Raw genomic sequence first — 22180 nt, 5'->3', positions numbered from 1 at the left:
ATGATTACACTTTTCGTCTTTATCACAGAATCCCTCTCCGAGTAGAAAAGCAAACACCTTGGAAGACTCCAAGCCTTCTAAAACATAAGGGATGTTTAACAGAGGGAGATAACGAATACCAAGATATATTTCACACTTCGAAATAAATACCTATTTTGGTTAGTTGGAAATGGGATGGGAACCAGAAAACCGTTCAATTTCACTTTTAAACCGGAAAGCCCAATTTTCCTGTTATCTTAATTTTTGCTTCGCAGCAGGCTCACTATCGGCTAAGCGCAACCTGTTACCAGACTGCGCTTAGCCAATGTGGCGATTCCTTTACTGGTAAACGATACTGCCTTTCATTACGCTATTGCGCGATTATTCCATGAGTCTTTATAGATGATGTTCCCATCACAATATTTCCATGTGATAGTTTCATAACGTAACTGAATGGTTTCAAGATGCATTCCAGTTTGCCCGCTTGGGTGTAAACTTGGTGTTATTGTCGTTACTTTGACGTTATCTAGAATAATATTAAAGTATTCTGTTTCAAGGCCGGAATCCAAAACACGATACATTTTTATTGTTGCAGATTTTAACGTAACCCCTTCACTCAATGCACGATATAAAACAGGCGTTGTTTTATCGAACTCTTTCTGCATAGAAAACGGTGAGTGTATTCTTGTGCCTGTAAGTCGGCCTGTATTTCCATCGGTGGGGATAGTCATGTGATGGTTAACTGACTTCAGTTCAATTGATCCGGTTCGGCCAGAGACTAAAGAGCCTCCGACGATAGGTGAACCGTTTTCATCGACTAGCCAAAGATAAGCGGGGTTTTACATGTTATATACCCGTGATCATTGAAGATGCTTGATTTTGTTGATGAAGAGGATCATGCTTTCATCCCATGAAGATATTTATCACCGCTGAGCAAAAAATCGAACTCGAACGCCGGCATGATTCCAGCCGGGACAAACACGTTTGCGATCGTATTAAAGCCGTACTTCTCGCCTCCGAAGGTTGGAGTTCGGTCATGATTGCTCAGGCTCTGCGCCTGCATCAGACCACTGTTGACCACCATATCAGCGAATATCTGAATAAAGGGAAGTTGAAACCCGAAAATGGTGGCTCTGATGGCATGCTCAGCACAGAAAAAACCGAACAGCTTATCAGCCACTTAACTCAACATTTATTCCATCATACTGTCCAGATTGTGGCCTACGTGGCACAAAAATGGGGTGTCATATACAGCGTCCCAGGAATGAACAAATGGCTGCACCGGCATGGCTTCAGCTATAAGAAACCCTCAGGCGTACCCCATAAATTCAGTGAAGAGAAACAGCAACAGTTCATTGAATATTATGAAGAATTAAAAGTTGCCACGAGAGGTGAACCGATCCTTTTTCTGGATGCAGTGCATCCGACTCAGGCGACAAAACTGAGCTTCGGCTGGATAAAAAAAGGGGAAAAAAAGACTGTTGAAACAACAGGAAGCCGTACTCGGATGAACATTCTGGGCGCGCTGGATCTGAATGATGCTGCCCATCCAGTCATTCATGATTACGAAACGATTAATGAATACACTATCTGTCAATTTTTCAATGAGATAAGAACATGTTATCCCGACTATAAGCAGCCAATTCATATTATTCTGGATGGCGCGGGGTATAACAAAACAAACCTGGTCAAAGATTGGGCATTTGTCTGCAATATAAAATTGCATTCCCTGCCACCTTACAGCCCCAACTTGAATCCCATAGAACGGTTATGGAAGCTGATGCACGAATGTGCAAGGAACAACCGTTACTTTGCCAGTAAGCCTGATTTCCGAACGGCTATATTTAACTTTTTTACGACAACGCTCCCTGAGATGGCGGGTTCATTATCGTCCCGGCTGAATGACAATTTTCAGGTGCTAAAGCAAGCGTCTTCAAGTTAATCGGGTATATCCTTATATATTGATATTGTTAATTGAGATTATTTTTAGTTAATTTACTAAAAATTTTAGCCAGGAAATATAGTAAGGCATTCCATAGAGCCATGCATATAAGTTTTAAAGGCCAGGGTTCAAAATACACTATGCAAAATATAGAACCAAAAACCACAAGCGGGCCAATTATAAACTCATAGGTATGAGAGAGAAAGAATACAAATATTTTCCCTATGACTCCAAAGGAGGAGTTTTTTTTATCGAGAGCCATTGAGTTTTGTCTCCGTTAACTCAATAAGATTAGAAAATGCAGATTCCCCTTGTGTCACTCTCACATGAATAGCGTCTACAAAAGGTTGAACGGAGGGTTCAAACAGGAAGTATAAGAGATCGTAATCCCTACTCCTTAATAATCTATATACTTCTGGGGATTCAATCGCTAACCGTTCAGAGGTTCTGATAGATCTTTCAGTCATGCCGCCAACGAGTAAAAAGGTGCTTACGATGGCTATAACCTTGTAACTGCTACTTGCTGAAATGAATGAAACTCTTGCCATAACAACAGAAGCGATCTTGGCAATTATTGAGTTCATAGCTAGCCTTCCAGCTATAGACGTTACATCCCCCCTGTATATATTATTCTGCTCTGTTTCTGATACGTATTTATTGAACTCTTCGAATATTATCTTTATAGCATTAGTGATGTGATCATAGTTAAGGATGTCGTGCCTTACTGCATTTGCCATTCTTATTCTAGCGGTTTCATGAATGTATCTAGAGTCTGTATCTAAATATCCGTAAATGAGGTATCCATAATCTAGAGGGATAGTTAGCGCGCCGTTAATGAGACCATTGATAGATTCTGGTGATAATATAATATCTGCTATCCTAGTTGATATTTCATCAATATCACTCATGTTAATCCCTTTTTCATATATCCAGTACAGATAAAAATAACTTATCATTAATGTTAATTTAAGTCTAGAGCAGTCCTGATAACCCCTAAGCTTATTAAGCCGTCGGTTAATAAGTTTAGGGGTTGGCCCGCGGCAGCAAAATAAATATCCTCCGGCATAGCCGGAGGTTTTTCATAGGCGCCTGTAAGGCTCTCTTACCAGCCGCGCCATGCCATAACCCTTTAAACTGCGTCTTTCTTGCAGTGTTTTTAGCACTTTTCGCCGCTTATTTCTCATGCGGCCCCCGTTTCACCGGGGGTGATAATCACTTCATTGCGCGACGGCTGCGTGACGGGAAGCCCCAGGCTATCAAGCCCGGTTAATTGCTGGTGTAACCGTTGCGGGATATCTCACCTTTCGGTTCAAACGCCGCCGCATCCAGCGGTGAATGCTTTTCGATATATTGTTTCAACACTTCTGCATCGATAAAGCCGGTATTCACATAGCCCGGCAGGGTAGAGATCTTCGGATAACCATCACCGCCCAACGCGTTGAAATTCAGCGTGGCCAGGCGATAGGTTTTATCGGCCTGTAGCAGTTCACCGTTGATTTTCACGTTGCTGACGCCTTTACCGTCTGCCACCAGGCTGACGTTGGCGAACTGGGCGTAGGCACCGGAATCCACCTTCATATTCGCCACCACCGCCAGATACTGCTCTATTTCACTGCCTTTCATATCGGCATACACCAGCGTATTACCAAACGGCTGTACCTTGAGCACGTTTTTATAGGTGATATCGCCAGCCTCAATAGAATCGCGCACGCCGCCACCGCTCATCACGGCAAAATCGGCGTTGGCTCTTTCGATCTGCGCCGCCAGCAGCATGCGGGCCAGGTTGGTCTGCACAAAACGCACTTTGCTGCGATCGCCCTCCAGTTTACCGTTCACACTGCCGATCTTCACCGCCAGCTGCGCCTGGCCTTTGTCTTGGAACGGCGTCAGCAGCTTCATCATGCCCGGATCTTCGGCAATCGCCTGCGTGTAATAGACGCGCTCGCTGCTGCCGTCGGCTTTCTCTACCTTCTTCTTCAGGTTGACCGGGATCAGTTGGTAATGCACCAGCTTCAACTCACCGTTGCGGAACTGGAAATCAGCACGGCCAACGTACTTGCCCCATTCATGCGCCTGCACGATCCAGGTGCCGTTCTGGCGATCCGGCGCACATGGCATTCCCGGCACATAATCCACCTGCTTGTGGTTCTCACTGGCCATGCAGACCGGATCCTGCGAATGGCCCCCCACAATCATATCGAGGTAGCCCGCGGGCAGGCTGCGCGCCATTTCCACATCGCCCGCTGCGTTAGAACCATGATTGCCATCATCGTAATGGCCCATATGGGTGGCGGCGATAATCACGTCGGGCTTTTCGCCCTTGCGTAACTGCTCAACCACCTGCTTGGCTTCCTGCGCCGGAACGCGGAATTCGATATCGGTGAAATATTCCGGGTTACCGATCTTGGCGGTGTCGTCGGTGGTCAAACCGATCACTGCAATTTTAATCCCTTGCTTGTCGAACAGCGCGTAAGGCTTGAATAAACGCTGTTGGGTGCTTTTCTGATAGATATTGGCCGACAGCAGCGGGAAAGCGGCCCACTTTTCCTGCTGGCGCAACACGCTGAGCGGGTTGTCAAACTCGTGGTTGCCGATCGCCATCGCATCGTAACCAATCAGTGTCATACCGCGAAAATCAGGCTCTGCGTCCTGCAAGTCAGATTCCGGCACGCCGGTATTGATATCACCACCGGACAACAGCAGCACGCTCCCCCCTTTGGCTGCCACTTCCTGGCGGATGCTGTCCACCAGCGTTTTCTGTGCGCCTAAGCCGTACTCACCGTGATCGTTCTGCCAGAAATGGCCGTGGTGATCGTTGGTGTGCAGGATGGTGATGTCGTAGGTTTTATCCTTTTCCCAGGCACTGGCCGTTCCTGAAAGCAAAGTCAGGGACGCGGCCAACGCACATGCGGTGGTTTTTAGCGAAAAACGCATGGCGGATCTCCATTATTGATAACAGCTATTGTTGATGTGTGCAGAAGTGTAACGCGAATTAGCAGCAAGCTATTTCAAATTTTTGTGACACGGGTTGGATAAGGAAACACCATACCAACAACGTTGTCGCGCGAAAGGTGAACGGTATAAGATGGCGATTCTGTCATCCACTTATCAGGCTAATAATAATATGACTGACCGTAGCGAAACCGCCCTGCCATCAGCCAGAGGCAGTGCGGTTAAGGGCACCGTTTTTTCGATTCTCGGTGCTATCAGCGTTTCTCACCTGCTCAACGATATGATTCAATCGCTGATCCTGGCGATTTACCCGATCCTGCGCGCCGATTTCAATCTCAGCTTTGTGCAAATCGGCATGATCACTCTTACCTATCAGCTTACGGCATCACTGCTGCAACCGCTGATTGGCTACTACACCGACAAGCATCCGCAGCCTTATTCGCTGCCCGTCGGCATGGGTTTTACCCTTTCCGGCTTATTGCTGCTTTCGGTTGCCAACACCTTCCCACTGGTGCTGCTGGCGGCGGCATTGGTGGGCACCGGTTCCTCGGTTTTCCACCCGGAATCCTCTAGGGTGGCGCGTATGGCCTCCGGCGGGCGGCACGGCCTGGCGCAATCACTGTTCCAGGTGGGTGGCAACTTCGGCACGTCACTCGGCCCGTTGCTGGCGGCTCTGGTGATCGCACCCTATGGCAAAGGCAATGTGGCCTGGTTCTCGCTCGCGGCACTGCTGGCCATTGTGGTGTTGTTGCAGGTCAGTAAATGGTATCAGCAGCAGCATCGGGCCGCTCAAAGCAGGCCAAAACCGCCAGCACAGGGGTTGCCGCTGCCAAAACGTACCGTGGTGTTCTCGTTAGGCATTCTGCTGGTTCTGATTTTCTCCAAATACTTCTATCTTGCCAGCATCAACAGCTATTACACCTTTTATCTGATGCATAAGTTCGGCGTTTCGATACAGAATGCACAACTTCATCTGTTTGCCTTCTTGTTTGCCGTCGCTGCCGGAACCCTGATTGGCGGGCCATTGGGGGATAAGTTCGGGCGCAAGTATGTTATTTGGGGCTCGATCCTTGGCGTAGCGCCATTTACCCTGGTTTTACCCTATGCATCTCTCTATTGGACCGGGATTTTGACGGTGATCATCGGGCTTATTCTGGCCTCGGCGTTTTCCGCCATTCTGGTGTATGCGCAGGATCTTATTCCGGGCAAAGTGGGCATGGTGTCCGGGCTATTCTTCGGCTTTGCTTTCGGTATGGGCGGTTTAGGGGCGGCCGTTCTTGGCTATGTTGCCGATTTGACCAGCATCGAGCTGGTTTATCAAATCTGTGCTTTCTTGCCGTTAATCGGGATTATTACCGCATTGCTGCCAAATGTAGATCATAAGCGCCGCTAACCCCCTTATAACCCGATTTAGTTGATTTATTCATTCGGGTTATTCCCTCTGTAAACCCACATTATTTGCCTTATCAGACCTTAAATCACCTGGTTGGTGTAAAAACAGTGAAATTCTCTGCTTTTTTTACATAAATGATAAAATTAGCTAAACACCAATAAGGCAAATGCAATAAACTCAATGGCTCTTTGCGCAAATTGAAGGCAATTTACCACTAGAAGGAGTCTGGATGCACAACTCAACACCCTTGATCACCACGATTGTCGGAGGATTAGTACTCGCTTTCCTCTTTGGTATGCTGGCAAACCGCCTGCGCATCTCTCCTCTGGTAGGGTATCTGGCCGCAGGCGTCCTCGCTGGCCCGTTTACCCCAGGTTTTGTTGCCGATATCTCGCTGGCACCCGAACTGGCAGAGATCGGTGTGATCCTTCTGATGTTCGGTGTTGGCCTCCACTTCTCTCTTAAAGATCTTCTTGCCGTAAAATCTATCGCTATACCCGGTGCCATCGCGCAGATTACCGTCGCCACCTTGTTGGGCATGGGCCTGTCGAAATTAATGGGTTGGGATCTGGTTTCCGGCCTGGTATTCGGTCTGTGTTTGTCGACCGCCAGTACCGTGGTGCTGCTGCGGGCGCTGGAAGAGCGGCAATTGATTGACAGCCAGCGCGGGCAAATCGCTATCGGTTGGCTGATCGTCGAAGATTTAGCCATGGTGTTGGCACTGGTTCTGCTGCCTGCCTTCGCCAACATGATCAGCAGCGAGAATACCAGCTCCACGCAGTTGTTGACCGAACTGGCCATCACCATTGGTAAAGTGATCGCCTTTATCGCGCTGATGATCGTGGTTGGCCGCCGTCTGGTTCCTTGGATCCTGGCTAAAACCGCCAGTACCGGTTCACGCGAGCTGTTTACGCTGGCGGTGCTGGCGTTGGCCTTGGGGATTGCTTACGGTGCCGTTGGCCTGTTTGATGTCTCATTTGCACTGGGTGCTTTCTTTGCGGGCATGGTGCTGAACGAATCGGAACTGAGCCACCGTGCGGCTCACGATACGCTGCCGCTGCGCGACGCCTTTGCGGTGCTGTTTTTTGTCTCCGTCGGGATGCTGTTTGATCCGATGATTCTGCTCCACGAACCCTTGGCGGTGCTGGCTACGCTGGCGATTATCGTGTTTGGTAAATCACTGGCGGCGTTCCTGCTGGTAAAAATGTTCGGCCACTCCAAGCGTACCGCGCTGACGATTTCCGCCAGTCTGGCGCAGATCGGTGAGTTTGCCTTTATTCTTGCCGGGTTGGGGATGACCCTCGGCCTGATGGATCAGCACAGCCGTAATCTGGTGCTGGCCGGGGCGATTCTGTCGATTATGCTCAATCCGCTGCTGTTTACCCTGCTGGAGCGCTATCTGGCAAAAACCGAAACCATGGAAGATCAAACCCTGGAAGAGGCGGTAGAAGAAGAAAAGCAGATCCCGGTGGACATGTGTAACCATGCGCTGATCGTCGGTTCTGGTAGCGTTGGCGGCCTGCTGGGAGCCAAGCTCGCCAAGGCGGGTATTCCTCTGGTGGTGGTTGAAAACTCACGCTCTCGGGTTGAGGCTTTGCGTGAACAGGGGGTCAAAGCGGTACTGGGTAATGCGGCCAATCCAGAAGTGATGGATCTGGCGCGCCTGGACTGCGCACGCTGGCTGCTGCTGACCATTCCAAACAGTTACGAAGCCGGTGAGATCGTGGCCTCTGCACGCGCCAAACGGCCGAATATCGAGATCATTGTCCGCGCCCATTATGATGACGAAATCTCGTACCTTTCTGAACATGGGGCTGATCAGATAGTGATGGGCGAGCGTGAGATCGCCAACAGCATGCTAAATAGCCTCAAACTGGAAACGCTGTCGAAAGAAGAGAAAATGGGCGCTTGCCCGATCTGATACCGATAAGCCCACAGGAGCGCCAGAACGGCGCTCCTGCTACTTCCTTTACCTTTCCCAATAAGACTCTTCCAGGCTGTCTTCCCGCTCAGGCAAACCGCGCGTCAGGCGCGGTGAATGCTGATTGAGCACCTGATAGCTGACGCGGTTGGCATATTTACACACCTGCGCCAAAGACGAATAGGTCAGGTAGCTACGCACGTGCTTGCTGGAGTTCGGTACGTTGTTGCGGTGATAACCGTTGGCCGCAATATCATGCAGCAAGGCCGACAGGGCCGCGTCTCCGGCACCGTTGGTATTCATGATTTTTTCCGGGCCGCCCATATAAGGCGCTATATGCGAATAGATGCGCCACGGGTTTTCGCAGCTTGCGCGGCGCATGCCACGGCTGAATTCGTAACGGTTGAACTCGGCAATCTGGCCCGGCAGCAGCGGATGCTGGGTTTCACGCTTGTTGGCTTCCTCGGTATAGCCGGCCATATACAGGCCGCTCGGCCCGGCGGTACACAGCACCAGATCCACCCAATCCAACGCCATATCCGCCGCCATCAGCGGATCGCTGAGCCCGGTCAACTCCAGGGCTTCGTCTTCGTTCATCGCCAGAATGGAGACGTGCTCATTGAGGAAATCGCGCCACCACTGCGGGTTGTCGGCAATCACATATTTGGTGCCCAGCGTCAGCACCACCGGCACATCGTGCTTTTTGGCATATTCGATCGCCTGCATGGTGGCGGCTGGCATCGGCTCGCCCGGCTTGCAGCGCACCAGATAAGAGGTCAGCACCAACGCCGAAGCCCCGGCAATCACCTCTTCAGGAATACTCTCCGGGCGCAACTGGTTCATCTGCCCTGGGCTGATGGCGAAGGTGCGCTCACCGCTTTCCGTGATCAGCGTGAAACAGCGGCCAATCGCATTATCCACCGCTTGCAGGTAGTTGAGATCGGTACGGCTGGAGGTGTTACACAGATAGCGGTAGGCATAGCTGCCAATCTTGATATTGCTGCACATCACGCCCAGCAGGATCGAACGATCGTCCGCCAGCACCGAATAATTGTGCAAGGTATTGCCGATCGTCCCACCGGCAAACTGATGGGTGATCAGGTTGTTGTCTAGCAGTTCCTGATATAGAGCTTCGGCGATGTCATCTTCAATCACCAGTGAATGGCCAAGGCTCAGACCGTAGCGTGCGACAAACGCATCATCCACTTTCGCTTCGATATCCACCAGCGTCTGATCGATGCCGACGATATAAGAGGTGCCGATTTCATTTTCTGGCTGTGCCTGCTGCAAGAGCGGATCGCGGGCGTTAACCGGGAAATAGTGCTTGGATTTACGTTTACCAGGAAATTTCATGTGATTGGCGGAATTGGCTGTGAACAGGCAGGAATATTAGCATATTCCTGCCTCATTGATTAAAACCGCTGTGCCACCAGTTGCTGCATCATATCAATATGCGCGGAGTCATCATTAAGCGCAGAGATGTATTCGAACTTTTCACCGCCAGCTTCGAGGAAGATCTCACGGTTTTGCTCTTTGATCTCTTCCAGCGTTTCTAGGCAGTCTGCCGAGAAACCGGGGCAAATCAGCTGCACATGCTTAACACCCTGGGCTGGCAAGCCTTTCAGGGTTTCATCGGTGTAAGGGGTTAACCAAGGTTCGCGGCCAAAGCGCGATTGGTAGGTCAGCTTCACCCGATCCGCAGCTAACGGTAGCGTGGCCGCCAGCGCCCGGTAGGTGTCTTCACAGCGCTGCGGATAGTCATCTCCTAAACGAGCATAACGCTTGGGAATGCCGTGGAATGACATGATCAGGCGATCCGGCTGGCCGTGCTCGGCCAAAGAACGCTCGACGCTGTGCTGTAATGCAGCAATATAGGCAGGATGTTCGGCGTAATCGCGGATAAAACCGATCGATGGCAGACGGCGATAACCTTTGAGCACCCGCGCAACGCCATCCCACACCGCCGCGCTGGTCGAGCAGGAATACTGCGGATAAAGCGGCAGCACCACCAGATTGGTCACGCCCTGCGCCAGCAGGTTGTCGATCGCCTGCGCCAAGCTCGGTGAACCGTAGCTCATCCCCAGTTCTACCGGCGTATTCGGCATGCGTGCCGCCAACGCCTGCTGCTGGCGGCGGCTGTAAACCAGCAACGGTGAACCTTCGTCCATCCATACCGCTTGGTACAGCTTGGCCACGCGCGGCGAACGCAGCGGTAAAATGACCCCGTTCAGGATCGGCCACCAGAGCAGTGGTGACAGATCGACCACGCGACCATCGCTGAGGAACTCTTTCAGATAACGTTTGACCGCTCGCGGGGTTGGGGCATCGGGCGTGCCCAGGTTCACCAGCAACACCCCGTGTTTCTCTTGCTTCATCGCAGTTCCCTTTTCCTGCCTAGCTAATTCTCTGTGATTAATGGCGCCTATTGTAGCGAAAAAGTGTTGAGCCGGAACCGATATCAACCAGAGGTATTCCCCTCAGAACTTAAAGTCGTACTACAAAAAAACGCCGAGCGTCAGGCCCGGCGTTCTAAACAACAATCAAACCGATCAGCCCAGGATGTTCGCCAGTTCAGCGCTCACTTCGGTCACTTTACGTGTGCCATCGATTTTGTGGTAAGTCGTATTGCCCGCGTCGGCTTCTTGATGATAGTAAGACACCAGCGGCGCGGTCATCTGATGGTATTCCACCAAACGCTTGCGCACGGTCTCTTCCTGATCGTCTTTACGGGTGGTCAGTTCTTCGCCCGTGGCGTCGTCCTTCCCTTCCACCTGCGGCGGATTGAATTTAATGTGATACACGCGGCCAGATGGCGCATGCACGCGGCGACCAACGATACGATCAACGATCAGTTCGTCCGGCACGTCGAATTCCAGCACGTAATCCACTTTGATGCCGGCTTCTTTCATTGCATCAGCCTGTGGAATAGTGCGCGGGAAACCGTCCAGCAGGAAACCGTTACGGCAGTCTTCCTGAGTGATGCGCTCTTTAACTAACGCAATCACCAGTTCATCGGTAACCAACTTGCCGGCGTCCATGATTTCTTTCGCCTGTTTGCCCAGTTCAGAGCCAGCTTTCACGGCTGCGCGCAACATATCACCGGTGGAAATTTGCGGGATACCGTATTTCTCCATGATGAATTGAGCCTGAGTACCTTTACCTGCGCCCGGAGCGCCCAGCAGTATGATACGCATTGCGTAAATCCCCTTGCTATGTAGTTTTTATAAAATTGCGAAAACACTCAACCATACCATTTACCAGGGTGCTGGCTCAAGGTAGGCGGAAGAGATCGGGGGCGGAAAAAGTTGGCTGAAACGAGGCAGGAGAGAAAGAGAATAAAAAATACGCCCCTAACCGTTGGGTTAAGGGCGCGGTGTTATCAGTTACACAGACAACAACTTATTCATCCGGCGGATAAACTGGTTTGGATCTTCCAGCGTACCGCGCTCTGCCAGCAGGGCCTGATCCAGCAGCAGATCGATCCATTCGGCAAATTGCTCGTTATCGCCCACGTCAGAGGCGCGTTTGACCAGCGCATGTTCTGGGTTCAGCTCAAAGATATACTTCACTTCCGGAGCCTGCTGCCCCGCTGCGGCGAACAGTTTCGCCATCTGGGTGCTCATTTCATCGGCATCGGTGGTGACGATGGCCGGAGTATCGGTCAGGCGATGCGTCAGACGCACGTCTTTCACCCGCTCACCCAGCAACGTTTTCACCCGATCGATAAACGGCTCAAGCTGCTTCTCGGCTTCTTTCTGCTCTGCGGTTTCATCCGCCAGTTTATCCAGCGCTTCATCCGCTTTGCTGACCGACTGGAACACTTTGCCGTCGAATTCGGTCAGGTAGCTCATCATCCACTCGTCGATGCGATCGGAGAGCAGCAGCACTTCAATACCTTTCTTGCGGAACAGCTCCAGGTGCGGGCTGCTCTTGGCGGCGGCGTAGCTGTCGGCGGTGATGTAGTAGATCTTGTCCTGGCCTTCGGTCATGCGGCCGACATACTCTTCCAGCGAGACGCTTTGCGCCGAACTGTCGTTATGGGTTGTGGCAAAGCGCAGCAGCTTGGCGATAGCTTCTTTATTGCTGCCATCTTCTGCCGGGCCCTCTTTCAGCACCAGACCGAACTGCTGCCAGAACTTCTGGTACTCTTCGCTATTGTCTTTCGCCAGCTTGTCCAGCATCTGCAAGACGCGTTTGGTTAACGCGCCGCGCAGGCTTTGAGTTACGCGGTTATCCTGCAAAATTTCACGGGAAACGTTCAGCGGCAGATCGTTGGAATCGATCAGGCCACGCACGAAACGCAGGTAGTTCGGCATGAACTGTTCGGCGTCATCCATGATAAACACGCGCTGTACGTACAGCTTCAGGCCGTGCTTGTGATCACGGTTCCACATGTCCCACGGCGCCTGCGCCGGGATGTACAGCAGGCTGGTGTACTCCTGCTTGCCTTCCACACGGTTGTGGCTCCAGCTCAGCGGATCGGTGAAATCATGGGAAATGTGTTTATAAAACTCTTTGTACTCTTCGTCGGTAACGTCTGATTTGCTGCGAGTCCACAAAGCCTGCGCCTTGTTGATTTTCTCCCAGGTGACGGTACCGTCTTCTTCATTTTTGGTTTCGATCTCTACCGGCAGCGCGATGTGATCGGAGTATTTGCCGATCACCGAACGCAAACGCCAGCCGTCGAGATATTCATCTTCGCCTTCGCGCAGATGCAGGGTAATTTCAGTACCGCGATCGGCTTTGCTGATATCGGCGATGGTGTAATCACCTTCACCCGCAGACTCCCAGAACACGCCTTCATCTGCCGCCGCACCGGCTGCGCGGGTGCGCACGGTGACTTTATCGGCCACGATGAATGCCGAATAGAAACCGACGCCGAACTGGCCGATCAACTGGCTGTCTTTCGCCTGATCGGAACCGATCGACTCCAGGAACGCTTTGGTGCCAGATTTGGCAATGGTTCCCAGGTTTTCAATCACTTCTTCGCGGTTCATCCCAATGCCGTTATCGACAATGGTCAGCGTGCGCTTGTCTTTGTCGAAGGAGAGACGCACGCGCAGTTCGCCATCACCTTCATACAGATCGGGGGTGGAAAGTGCGCGGAAGCGCAGCTTGTCGGCGGCGTCGGAAGCGTTGGAGATCAGCTCACGCAGGAAAATTTCTTTATTGGAGTACAGCGAATGAATCATCAAATGCAGCAGCTGTTTTACTTCAGACTGGAACCCACGGGTTTCTTGACCTTTCATACTCATTGATTACCTCAAAGACAGTAATGACCAAATCAGACAATGAATGTTAAGTGGGGTCAACCATGAGGGTTTTCAAGCGACTGGCGGGGAATTTTTGTGAAGCGATGACGGGGCAGCCAGCTGCCCCGCAGAAAAACATCAGAACTTGATCGCGTGGCGGCCCGCCAGAGAATGCGACAGCGTGGTGCCATCAACCATTTCCAGTTCGCCGCCTACCGGCACGCCGTGGGCAATGCGGCTGGCCAGAATGCCATATTGGCCGCACATTTCGGCGATGTAGTTCGCCGTGGCATCCCCTTCCACCGTCGGGTTGGTAGCGAGGATCACTTCGCTAATGCTTTCCTTTTCCAGCCGTTGCTCCAGCCGATCCAGGCCGATATCGCCAGGCCCAATCCCGTCCATCGGCGACAGATGGCCCATCAGCACAAAGTAGCGCCCGGCGAACTGCCCGGTCTGCTCAATGGCATGGATATCCGCGGGGCTTTCCACCACGCAGATCTGGCCGTTTTGCTGCCGACGCGGATTGTTGCAGATGGTGCAGGTATCCTGCTCGGTAAAGGTGCGGCAATCGGCGCAGTGGCCAATCTCCGACATCGCACGGGTCAACGCCTGCGCCAGGCGCATACCGCCGCTACGATCGCGCTGCAACAGCTGAAACGCCATGCGCTGCGCCGACTTCGGGCCAACGCCCGGCAGACAACGCAACGCTTCCATCAAGGATTCAAGCAGCGGGCTGGTTTGCATCAGAACGGCATCTTAAAGCCAGGCGGCAATTGCATACCGTTAGAAACAGATGCCATCTTCTCTTTCTGGGTTTCTTCGATGCGGCGCGCCGCGTCATTGAACGCCGCAGCGATCAGATCTTCCAGCATCTCTTTATCGTCTTCCATCAGACTTTGATCGATTTCCACGCGGCGGCAATTGTGCGCGCCGTTGATGGTCACTTTCACCAGGCCAGCGCCGGATTCGCCCGTCACTTCCAATTTGGCGACTTCTTCCTGCATCTGCTGCATTTTTTCCTGCATTTGCTGGGCTTGCTTCATCAGGTTACCCAGACCGCCTTTACCAAACATAGTCGTCTCTCACATAGCATTGGCCGCGCACGGTGCGCCGCGTTAAATAGGGCGGATACTGTCTTCATCCAGATCCGCGTCGAAAAACCGGCACAGCGTCTGAATATGGGTATCCGCAACAATGGACTGGCGAGCCTGCGCCAGTTTTTCTTCATAAATGGCTTGCCGCCACTCCAGCGGAGTCCGCTCCGCCGGGTTATCGTCTTCCACCACGCTGAGTTCAACCGGGCTGCCATACAGCTCGCCGAGCGCATCAGCCAGCGTCTTCTGCGCCGAAGGCGAATTCAGATGGCGCTGCGAAGACCGCAGGTGGAGACAAATTCTGCCTGGTTCCAACGCTTCTTTAAAGGCATTCAACGCCAGTTGCTGCACCAGTTTCGGTATCTGCAACCGATCGATTTCCGCCGCCCAAGCATCACGCGCAATCGACTCAACCACCAGTTTAGCTGACAGCTCGGGCGTTTTTTCGTGCTCCAGCGCCGTGCGTAATGCTTTGGGGGTGGCCAATGACTCAGGAGCGGCTTCCGGTTCGGTCTGCGCACGCCAGCGATAGGCTTCCGGTTTGGCGGGCTTTTCCGCCACCGCCTTTTCCGCCTGACGCTGCTGGCTGCGCTCAGTCACGGAAGCTAACCGCTCCAGCGCTGAGTTTGCCGACCGCGCTGTTCCAGGCGCAGCCGGCTCACTCTTTTTTGGTGTGGATGCCCCCTGTTGCCGCAGCAACTGGGTTCGCGCTTTCAGCAGTTGCGCGGTAGCATCGGGTAAACTCGTTGGTTGATGATTCTGTGGCGCTGCCGCCTGCCCTAAAGGTGGCGGCGCGTCCTGAAACTGTGGTTGCGGTGCAGGTGCTATCTGGCTTTGCGGTTGCACCATTGGAGCCTGTTGCACCATGGCGACCGGTTCAGGGATCACGGCTTTCGGGTGAAATGCCAACGCACGCAGCAGGGTCATCTCAACGCCCATACGGCGATCCGGCGCGTAGGCCAGCTCTTTACGCCCAACCAGCAGGACTTGGTAATAAAGCTGGAGATCTGCCGGTGGCAGAGTGCGCGCTAATTCACGCAAACGCTGTTCAATGGCGGCGTAGTGGTTATCCAGCGCGGTGGGCAGCAACTGAATCATCGCAATGCGGTGCAGCAAGGCCAGCGTTTCTACCAGCAGGGTTTCCCAATCGACGCCGCGTGATGCGGCCTGAGCCACCTGCGCCATCACTTTTTCACCGTCGGCGCTGACCAAGGCTTCAAGAATGGCCAGCGGTTGCTCATCGTCTAACGTGCCGAGCATCTGGCCAACGGTGAGAGTCGTCACCTGCCCTTGCCCCATGGCAATCGCCTGATCGGTCAGGCTGAGGGCATCACGCATACTGCCGTCGGCAGCGCGCGCCAGCAGTTGCAGCGCTCGGGCGTCACTGGTGATGTGTTCCGCCTGCAAGATGGTTTCCAGTTGAGTACGGATCTGCTCAACGTCCAACGCCTTGAGATGAAATTGCAGGCAACGCGAAAGAATAGTCACCGGCAGTTTTTGTGGATCGGTAGTCGCCAGCAGGAACTTGACGTGCGAAGGCGGCTCTTCCAGCGTTTTCAACAGCGCATTGAAGCTGTGACGCGAGAGCATATGCACTTCATCGATCAGGTAAACCTTGAAACGACCACGCGCCGGGGCGTATTGCACGTTATCCAGCAGATCGCGGGTGTCTTCCACTTTGGTTCTGGACGCTGCGTCGATCTCGATCAGATCGACAAAGCGCCCCTGTTCAATCTCGCGGCAGTTATCACATTGGCCACAAGGGGTGGCGGTGATACCGGTTTCACAGTTCAGGCCTTTGGCCAGCAGGCGGGCGATGGAGGTTTTGCCCACGCCGCGCGTGCCCGAGAACAGATAGGCGTGATGGATCCGCCCCAAAGAGAGGCCATTAGCCAACGCCGTCAGGACGTGTTCCTGTCCGACAACATCTGCAAACGTTTGAGGGCGCCACTTACGGGCTAGAACCTGATAGCTCATTGATACCGGAGAAGTCGAGTGGTCTGGAGGGTCATGCTAACACAGCCCCGCGGCGTTCCGCGAGGCCGTTATGGTAATGCCGAGCCGCTGCTACAAATCAGTGCCCTGCAAAGTTGACCAGGCAGTAGCAATCAATGCCGAGGCCATTCAGGCGCGTTTCACCACCGAGATCCGGCAGGTTGATAATAAAGGCCGCGTCTTTTACTTCACCACCCAGGCGGCGGATCAGCGTTGCGGTGGCTTCGATAGTGCCGCCTGTCGCCAGCAGATCGTCTACCACCAGCACTTTGTCACCGGCGGTAATGGCATCGGTATGGATCTCCAACCGATCAGTGCCGTATTCCAGCTCATAGCTTTCGCTGAGGGTGGCACGCGGCAATTTACCCGGTTTGCGAACCGGCACAAAACCAATGCCCAACGCCAGCGCCACCGGAGCACCAAACAGGAAACCACGCGCCTCGGTACCCACCACCTTGGTAAATCCCGCCTCGCGGTAACGCTCAACCAGCAGTTCAATGCTGGCAGCGTAAGCCAGCGGGTTTTCCAACAGGCTGGTCACATCACGAAACAGAATGCCCGGCTTCGGGTAGTCGGGGATGGTTTTGATACTGTCTTTAATAAACTGAAGCTGCTGTGCAGTCGCGGTCATAGTTATTGCCTGATAAAACTACCTGATAACTTCCACACAGGCTCCTCAAACCCCGGCAGGGCAATGCCTTGGGCAAGAATAATCAGAGGGGGAGAAGCCTGCGCACGAAAACGCCCAAATCTATGCAAAATGCGCGATAAATGCAACTGACGCAGCACAATCAGCGCGTTTTTTGTTGCTCCCGATCAATAACCGGCAGCCTTAGCATAAAGGTCAGCAGGGCAGCCAGCATCACCAACAGCACGCCCCTGACCCACCAGAGCTTCACTAGCCACAGTGAAACGGCGAACGTCAGTACAATCAGCAGTACCGCCTTCCATTTGGCCCCCGGTGGTAATGCGCGATGTTGCTGCCAGTGGCGCAGATAGGCACCAAACCATGAGCGATACAGCAACCAGTGATGAAAACGCGGCGATGAACGGGCAAAACACCAGGCGGCCAAGAGCAGGAACGGCGTGGTCGGCAACAACGGCAGCACGACGCCCAGCGTTGCCAGCAGCACCGCCAGCCAACCCAATAACATTAATAACCAACGCGTCATGCCTGTCCTTATCATCATGATGGCCCGCGTACTGTATCACTCTGGGCCTTTACTCTGCCAGTTGACCGGTTTATCCACACGCGGCTTGTTTCAGATGCCGTTCACGGGCAAGCTTAGCAACAAACGTTTCCCCGAAGGACATCCCGTGAGTACGCAGCGCTTACTACAAGCCCTCGAACAGCAGATCGCCGCATTAGCCAGCGAAGTGCAACCCCGTGGCGATGTGCCGATCCCCCAGGCACGTTTTGACGTTGCGCTGTTTTCCAACCACGGTACGCGTTTACGTGACTATCTGGCCGAAATAAAAAAGAACTTTGCCCAGTTACAGAGCGCGGTAAAGGATAACCGCACCGCTCACGTCGCCTTTCTGGCGGAAAAACTGGTCACACAGCTCACCGCATTACAGCGCGAAATGGCTACCCAGGTGCTCAGGCGCAAGAATCAACCCAAAGAGGTGGCCGCCGTCGATTTGTATCACAAGCTGGCCGAACATCAGGAGTATGAACGCCGTTTGATAGCGATGATTGAGGATCGGGAAAACCTGTTGGGGCAGCAAACCACCTTCGCAGCGCAGAAAAAGCTCCAGCAGGAACTGGCGGCGTTCGAAGGCCGATTAGTGCGTTGTCGGCAAGCATTAGCGCGTATTGAGCGTAATATTGAACGAAAAGAAAACGGTTTTTGAATAGTTATCACATTATTTGAATGATTATTCCCTCCCCAACGCGATGTTCACTATACTCAGCCAGAACGGTATATCACTCATTCACTCGACACGTTGGACTTATGTCTATAGATAATGCTTCTCCAGAATTACAACTGGCGGTAGATCTGATTTATCTGCTGGAATGTAACGAAATCGATCCGGCAACGGCGCTGGCTGCATTGGACATTGTCAAAAAGGATTATCAGGAAAAAGTACAGCGTGCAGGCATGACGTCGCTCTATCAACCGACTGGCCAACAATGACGGTGCACTGACTTTCACTTGTACAGCACCGCCTTGTCGGCCCGCTAAATTAAACCGCTGGTTGACCACCATTATTCTGAGCTTGCGTCCGCTTCACTTCCTGCACCTCATTCCCCTGTTGATTATGTAAATACACTTCCAGTTGGTTAAAGGCGATATTGATATCGTTTTCACGGCACAAACGCTCAATTGAGCGGTTCAGTTCATCCACGGTATAGCTGCGGTCGCGCAATTCGCGCACGTAGAGACGCAACTCATGATCCAGCGTGCTGGCACCAAAGTTAAGGAAGAATACCTGCGGTTCAGGATCGGTCATAACGCGCGGGTTTTCGTGCGCCGCCTGCAACAGCACCGCTTTCACCTTATCCAGATCGGAACCATAAGCCACACCGACCTTAATCAGCACGCGGGTAATGGTGTCAGACAGCGACCAGTTAATCAGCCGTTCGGTCACAAACGCCTTATTGGGAATAATCACCTCTTTACGGTCAAAATCGGTGATGGTCGTGGCGCGAATGCGGATTTTACTGACCGTGCCCGAAAAGGTGCCGATTGTAATGGTATCGCCAATACGCACCGGGCGTTCAAACAGAATAATCAGGCCGGAAACGAAGTTGGCGAAGATCTCCTGTAGCCCGAACCCCAGGCCTACAGACAGCGCCGCCACCAGCCACTGTAGTTTATCCCAGGAAACGCCCAGCGAACTCAGCGCGGTGATCGTTCCCACGGTGGTAATCAGATAGGTCAGAATGGTGGTGATGGCATAAGAGGCTCCCTGCCGCAGTTGCAGGCGCGAGAGCACCAGCACTTCGAGCAGCCCCGGCAGGTTGCGCGTCATGTCATAGGTGACAATCACCGTCACGATCGCCATCAACATATTCCCCAAGGTGACCGCCTGCGGCACACTGGTGCCCGCGATCGTGCTGGCGTAATGCCACAGGGAAATACTGTCGAGATAAGAGAATACCGTCACCAAGTCCGACCAGATCGCATAGAACGCGGTGGCAAAAACCAGGAACAGCACCATGGTGGTCAAACGCAGCGACTGCTGATTGATTTGATCCAGCGCCAATGGGGGTTCTTCCACCACTTCACTGCCTTCAGCCCCTTCTTTCTCTTTTGCCAGATTCTGGCGCCGCGCCAACGCACGACGATAGGCTAAACGACGTGCCGCCACGCTTAAGCCACGGATGGCCGTCTGATAAACCACATTCCACAGGAAGAACAGATACAGGCTGTCAATCCAGCGCCCCGCCAAACGCAGCGCGGTATAGAAATAACCCACAAACATCAGCCCCATCAGGATCATAGGCATAACGGCAATCATAGTGAAGACCACCAGTCTCACCGCATGAGGGCCTTTCTCACGCCAGCTATCGCGGCACAGCGGAAATACCAGTACCGACAACAGCGACAACGTCAAAGTCACCACCACCTGACCAATGACATCTTCCACCAGCCGCAGCGGTGCCTTTTCACCCAGCACCGACCAGAAGATCAGCGGCAGTAGGGTCAGACCCAGCCTGAGCGTCTGGCGGCGATAATGCTCACAGCGATCGATTGGGATATTGAAGTGACGCTCTGAAATACCACCTGGTGCCAGCATACGGAAGGCAAAGCCGAATACCAGCCAGAATAGCGCCAACTGTTGCGACAGCGCCCAGATAAAATCGCTGACCGTGAATTCTGCCCGATAGAACCAGAACCCGGCCCCCAACAGCAACAGCGAGCCCGGTAACACCTTCAGCAGCGTCAGCAGGATGGCTTTCGGCGTATGCAGTTGAGTATCGCGCTTTAACTGGCCGACATCATTGGCCAGTTTCTGTAAATGGCTATCGATCAGGCGATAACGCCAACGCAGCAGCCCAATGACAACCAGCAATGGGATCAGGAAAACCAGCGCCTGTAGCCCGCCCATCAACATCTGGCCGGGTTCAAACTTGAAATTCAGCGCGGCAAGCTGCTCTTCGATCGCCCCCGGCATCGCCTTCAGCCAGGTGAGATCGATGGGCCGATTGCTGTTAACCCAGAAAATCTGCTGGGTCAGCGTGTCCTGCACTGAGGTGTAAACGCTGGTCAGTTGCTGCTGGTTAATCTGCAAATTAATCGCCAGCGACAGTTGATTGTTGAGCTGTTTATTCAGTTGATCGAGCAACTCGCGGCGCATATCGATAATTTCATTCAGCGCATCAATCACATCACCGCTGGCCTTTTCTTTGCTGGCGGCCACCAGTTTGTTGATGAAATCATCACCCTTGAAAAGCTCATCGCGTTGCTGATTGATTTCAAACTGCTCCAAGCGCAGATCGGCGATCTGAGTGCTCATGTCCGATGCCAGCGTCCTTGGCGGCAGGTTCTGCTGCTGCTGATAAAGGATGCGTGACAGCACCAGACTGCCTTTCAGCACCTGGATCTGTTCTTTCAGATTACGTTCCGATTGCAGGCCACGATCGAGCCAGTTCTTAACCTGGATATTCTGCTGGAACAGGGTGTTGCTTTCTTCCGTGGCGGCAATCAGCCGTTGGCTGATCTGGCGGTTAACGTCCAGCTCTTTGCTCACCAGGCGATCGTGCTGAATGTCTGTAGTATCTTCTGGATTCTGCGCCTCTTTCGCCGTTTTTTCCGACAGCGTCAGGCGTTTGTTATTCACCACATCCTGCAACACCTGCACCCGGTGATCGAGCGCATCAATGCTCATGGTGGTGTAATCACGCTGCTTTTGCAGCAGATCCTGCAACGTGGTGTTGGCCTCCAGGCTTCTACGCTGCAACTCTATCTCGGCGTTGAGCAATACCTGCTCGGTATTGAGCATCACCTGTTGAGTGCTGCGCAACGCCGCCTGCCCTGGCGAGCGATCGTTAAGCAGATTGCGGATCTCTTGCAGGCGCTGCGAGGCGGTATACATGGTGCTCTGTACCCGCTCAGGCTGAGTCTGCAACGAAATAAGCTCGCTGTTGTAGGTGGAGAGGCTTTCCTGGGTGTTCTGCAACTCGTCCAGCGTCTGATACAGGCGGCTTTCCAACTGCCGCAGGGAAAGCGGCTGCAACTCAGCGCGGGTCAGAGCCTCATTAGCCGGGTTCTTCAGCGCCTCCAGCGCCTTGGTGATCTGCTGTAATTTTACCGGAGCCTGCTGAAGCTGCTGCTTAAGATCATTCGCCTCTTGCCGGGTGCGATCAATGGCATCGAGCAGCTCTATGGTGTGGGTTAAATCTTGTTGCGACAGCTTCTCCGCTGGCGTCAGGGTTTTCTGTTTGCTTAGCGAATCAAGCTGGCTTTGAATGTCACTGCGGGAAGGAATATCACCATTCTGCGCCGCATTGGCAACGGGTGGCAGAAAGACCATGGCAAACAACAGCAGAAATAGGGCGATAGTGCGGGTCATATCTGCTCCGCGCAACAGAGAAACTGTCTGAGAAGATACTGTGATGAACCTGCGATTCATGATTTAACATCGGTTTGACAATGGGAAAATCAGACTACAGGATCGCAGGCGGGTAATGAATAAGAAAAACGT

18 protein-coding genes and 1 other annotated feature are annotated in these 22180 nt (G+C 52.9%); of the genes, 5 read left to right on the top strand and 13 right to left on the bottom strand.

Annotation, left to right across the window (positions count from 1 at the left end):
• Positions 1-344: 344 nt before the first annotated feature.
• Positions 345-776: an Hcp family type VI secretion system effector gene (locus ACX9GT_RS06250; protein WP_473191518.1), complete on the bottom strand. Its 432-nt coding sequence runs from the start codon at positions 774-776 to the stop codon at positions 345-347.
• Positions 777-889: 113 nt separating this feature from the next.
• Between ACX9GT_RS06250 and ACX9GT_RS06245 the strand changes: the two genes are divergently transcribed.
• The gene (locus tag ACX9GT_RS06245; RefSeq protein WP_473187389.1) at positions 890-1921 is read left to right on the top strand and encodes an IS630 family transposase; all 1032 of its coding nucleotides are present in this window, start codon (positions 890-892) and stop codon (positions 1919-1921) included.
• Between the two features lie 248 nt (positions 1922-2169).
• On the opposite strand, the gene ACX9GT_RS06240 is transcribed toward ACX9GT_RS06245, so the two are convergent.
• Both ACX9GT_RS06240 and ushA read right to left on the bottom strand, forming a co-directional pair.
• Positions 2170-2829, bottom strand: coding sequence for a hypothetical protein (locus ACX9GT_RS06240; protein WP_473190297.1), 660 nt, complete (start codon positions 2827-2829; stop codon positions 2170-2172).
• A 358-nt stretch (positions 2830-3187) separates the two neighbouring features.
• The gene (ushA, locus tag ACX9GT_RS06235) at positions 3188-4855 is read right to left on the bottom strand and encodes a bifunctional UDP-sugar hydrolase/5'-nucleotidase UshA (RefSeq protein WP_473190296.1); all 1668 of its coding nucleotides are present in this window, start codon (positions 4853-4855) and stop codon (positions 3188-3190) included.
• Positions 4856-5045: 190 nt separating this feature from the next.
• Here ushA and ACX9GT_RS06230 point away from each other — a divergent pair, with 190 nt between their 5' ends.
• Together ACX9GT_RS06230 and ybaL are read left to right on the top strand one after the other, a co-directional pair.
• Entirely contained in the window at positions 5046-6266 is a 1221-nt protein-coding gene (locus ACX9GT_RS06230) for an MFS transporter (protein WP_473191517.1), read from the top strand.
• A 229-nt stretch (positions 6267-6495) separates the two neighbouring features.
• Positions 6496-8187 (top strand): YbaL family putative K(+) efflux transporter, encoded by a 1692-nt coding sequence (gene ybaL / locus ACX9GT_RS06225; protein WP_473190295.1) that lies wholly within the window; start codon positions 6496-6498, stop codon positions 8185-8187.
• A gap of 48 nt (positions 8188-8235) precedes the next feature.
• Here the strand turns inward: ybaL and ACX9GT_RS06220 are convergent, their stop codons facing one another.
• From ACX9GT_RS06220 to ACX9GT_RS06180, 9 genes are all read right to left on the bottom strand, one after another.
• Entirely contained in the window at positions 8236-9540 is a 1305-nt protein-coding gene (locus ACX9GT_RS06220; RefSeq protein ID WP_473190294.1) for an inosine/guanosine kinase, read from the bottom strand.
• Between the two features lie 59 nt (positions 9541-9599).
• On the bottom strand, positions 9600-10562 hold the full coding sequence (hemH, locus tag ACX9GT_RS06215) for a ferrochelatase (protein WP_473190293.1): 963 nt from the start codon (positions 10560-10562) through the stop codon (positions 9600-9602).
• A 174-nt stretch (positions 10563-10736) separates the two neighbouring features.
• Entirely contained in the window at positions 10737-11381 is a 645-nt protein-coding gene (gene adk / locus ACX9GT_RS06210) for an adenylate kinase (RefSeq protein ID WP_473190292.1), read from the bottom strand.
• Positions 11382-11570: 189 nt separating this feature from the next.
• Positions 11571-13436 carry a molecular chaperone HtpG gene (gene htpG, locus ACX9GT_RS06205; RefSeq protein ID WP_473191516.1) on the bottom strand — a complete coding sequence of 622 codons (1866 nt, stop codon included), beginning with the start codon at positions 13434-13436 and terminating at the stop codon, positions 11571-11573.
• 141 nt (positions 13437-13577) lie between these two features.
• A complete protein-coding gene (gene recR, locus ACX9GT_RS06200; RefSeq protein WP_473190291.1) occupies positions 13578-14183 on the bottom strand; it encodes a recombination mediator RecR in 606 nt (201 codons plus the stop codon).
• Positions 14183-14512, bottom strand: coding sequence for a YbaB/EbfC family nucleoid-associated protein (locus tag ACX9GT_RS06195; protein WP_037394553.1), 330 nt, complete (start codon positions 14510-14512; stop codon positions 14183-14185). Before ACX9GT_RS06195 ends, recR begins: the two co-directional genes overlap by 1 nt.
• A gap of 42 nt (positions 14513-14554) precedes the next feature.
• On the bottom strand, positions 14555-16510 hold the full coding sequence (gene dnaX, locus ACX9GT_RS06190; protein WP_473190290.1) for a DNA polymerase III subunit gamma/tau: 1956 nt from the start codon (positions 16508-16510) through the stop codon (positions 14555-14557).
• Positions 15158-15222 (bottom strand) — a sequence feature (DnaX frameshifting element). It overlaps the preceding gene by 65 nt.
• A 97-nt stretch (positions 16511-16607) precedes the next feature.
• On the bottom strand, positions 16608-17159 hold the full coding sequence (apt, locus tag ACX9GT_RS06185; RefSeq protein ID WP_473190289.1) for an adenine phosphoribosyltransferase: 552 nt from the start codon (positions 17157-17159) through the stop codon (positions 16608-16610).
• A gap of 160 nt (positions 17160-17319) precedes the next feature.
• Entirely contained in the window at positions 17320-17700 is a 381-nt protein-coding gene (locus ACX9GT_RS06180; RefSeq protein WP_473190288.1) for a DUF454 family protein, read from the bottom strand.
• A gap of 145 nt (positions 17701-17845) precedes the next feature.
• Between ACX9GT_RS06180 and priC the strand changes: the two genes are divergently transcribed.
• Both priC and rsmS read left to right on the top strand, forming a co-directional pair.
• Positions 17846-18382, top strand: a complete 537-nt coding sequence (priC, locus tag ACX9GT_RS06175) for a primosomal replication protein PriC (RefSeq protein ID WP_473190287.1) — start codon at positions 17846-17848, stop codon at positions 18380-18382.
• A gap of 101 nt (positions 18383-18483) precedes the next feature.
• Positions 18484-18666, top strand: coding sequence for a pleiotropic regulatory protein RsmS (gene rsmS / locus ACX9GT_RS06170; RefSeq protein ID WP_473190286.1), 183 nt, complete (start codon positions 18484-18486; stop codon positions 18664-18666).
• Positions 18667-18715: 49 nt separating this feature from the next.
• On the opposite strand, the gene mscK is transcribed toward rsmS, so the two are convergent.
• Positions 18716-22048 (bottom strand): mechanosensitive channel MscK, encoded by a 3333-nt coding sequence (mscK, locus tag ACX9GT_RS06165; RefSeq protein WP_473190285.1) that lies wholly within the window; start codon positions 22046-22048, stop codon positions 18716-18718.
• Between the last annotated feature and the right edge of the window lie 132 nt (positions 22049-22180).

It is taken from the genome of Serratia sp. YWN4, assembly GCF_055790845.1.
Note: the sequence above shows the minus strand (reverse complement) of the source record. Positions and strands in the feature narration are given on the sequence as shown.

Coding starts and splice junctions, on each gene's coding strand:
- apt (WP_473190289.1), bottom strand. CDS start 17,159: ATGACCGCGACTGCACAGCAGCTTCAGTTTATTAAAGACAGTATCAAA.
- ACX9GT_RS06220 (WP_473190294.1), bottom strand. CDS start 9,540: ATGAAATTTCCTGGTAAACGTAAATCCAAGCACTATTTCCCGGTTAAC.
- adk (WP_473190292.1), bottom strand. CDS start 11,381: ATGCGTATCATACTGCTGGGCGCTCCGGGCGCAGGTAAAGGTACTCAG.
- ACX9GT_RS06230 (WP_473191517.1), top strand. CDS start 5,046: ATGACTGACCGTAGCGAAACCGCCCTGCCATCAGCCAGAGGCAGTGCG.
- dnaX (WP_473190290.1), bottom strand. CDS start 16,510: ATGAGCTATCAGGTTCTAGCCCGTAAGTGGCGCCCTCAAACGTTTGCA.
- mscK (WP_473190285.1), bottom strand. CDS start 22,048: ATGACCCGCACTATCGCCCTATTTCTGCTGTTGTTTGCCATGGTCTTT.
- rsmS (WP_473190286.1), top strand. CDS start 18,484: ATGTCTATAGATAATGCTTCTCCAGAATTACAACTGGCGGTAGATCTG.
- recR (WP_473190291.1), bottom strand. CDS start 14,183: ATGCAAACCAGCCCGCTGCTTGAATCCTTGATGGAAGCGTTGCGTTGT.
- ACX9GT_RS06245 (WP_473187389.1), top strand. CDS start 890: ATGAAGATATTTATCACCGCTGAGCAAAAAATCGAACTCGAACGCCGG.
- ushA (WP_473190296.1), bottom strand. CDS start 4,855: ATGCGTTTTTCGCTAAAAACCACCGCATGTGCGTTGGCCGCGTCCCTG.
- ybaL (WP_473190295.1), top strand. CDS start 6,496: ATGCACAACTCAACACCCTTGATCACCACGATTGTCGGAGGATTAGTA.
- ACX9GT_RS06180 (WP_473190288.1), bottom strand. CDS start 17,700: ATGACGCGTTGGTTATTAATGTTATTGGGTTGGCTGGCGGTGCTGCTG.
- hemH (WP_473190293.1), bottom strand. CDS start 10,562: ATGAAGCAAGAGAAACACGGGGTGTTGCTGGTGAACCTGGGCACGCCC.
- htpG (WP_473191516.1), bottom strand. CDS start 13,436: ATGAAAGGTCAAGAAACCCGTGGGTTCCAGTCTGAAGTAAAACAGCTG.
- ACX9GT_RS06240 (WP_473190297.1), bottom strand. CDS start 2,829: ATGAGTGATATTGATGAAATATCAACTAGGATAGCAGATATTATATTA.
- ACX9GT_RS06195 (WP_037394553.1), bottom strand. CDS start 14,512: ATGTTTGGTAAAGGCGGTCTGGGTAACCTGATGAAGCAAGCCCAGCAA.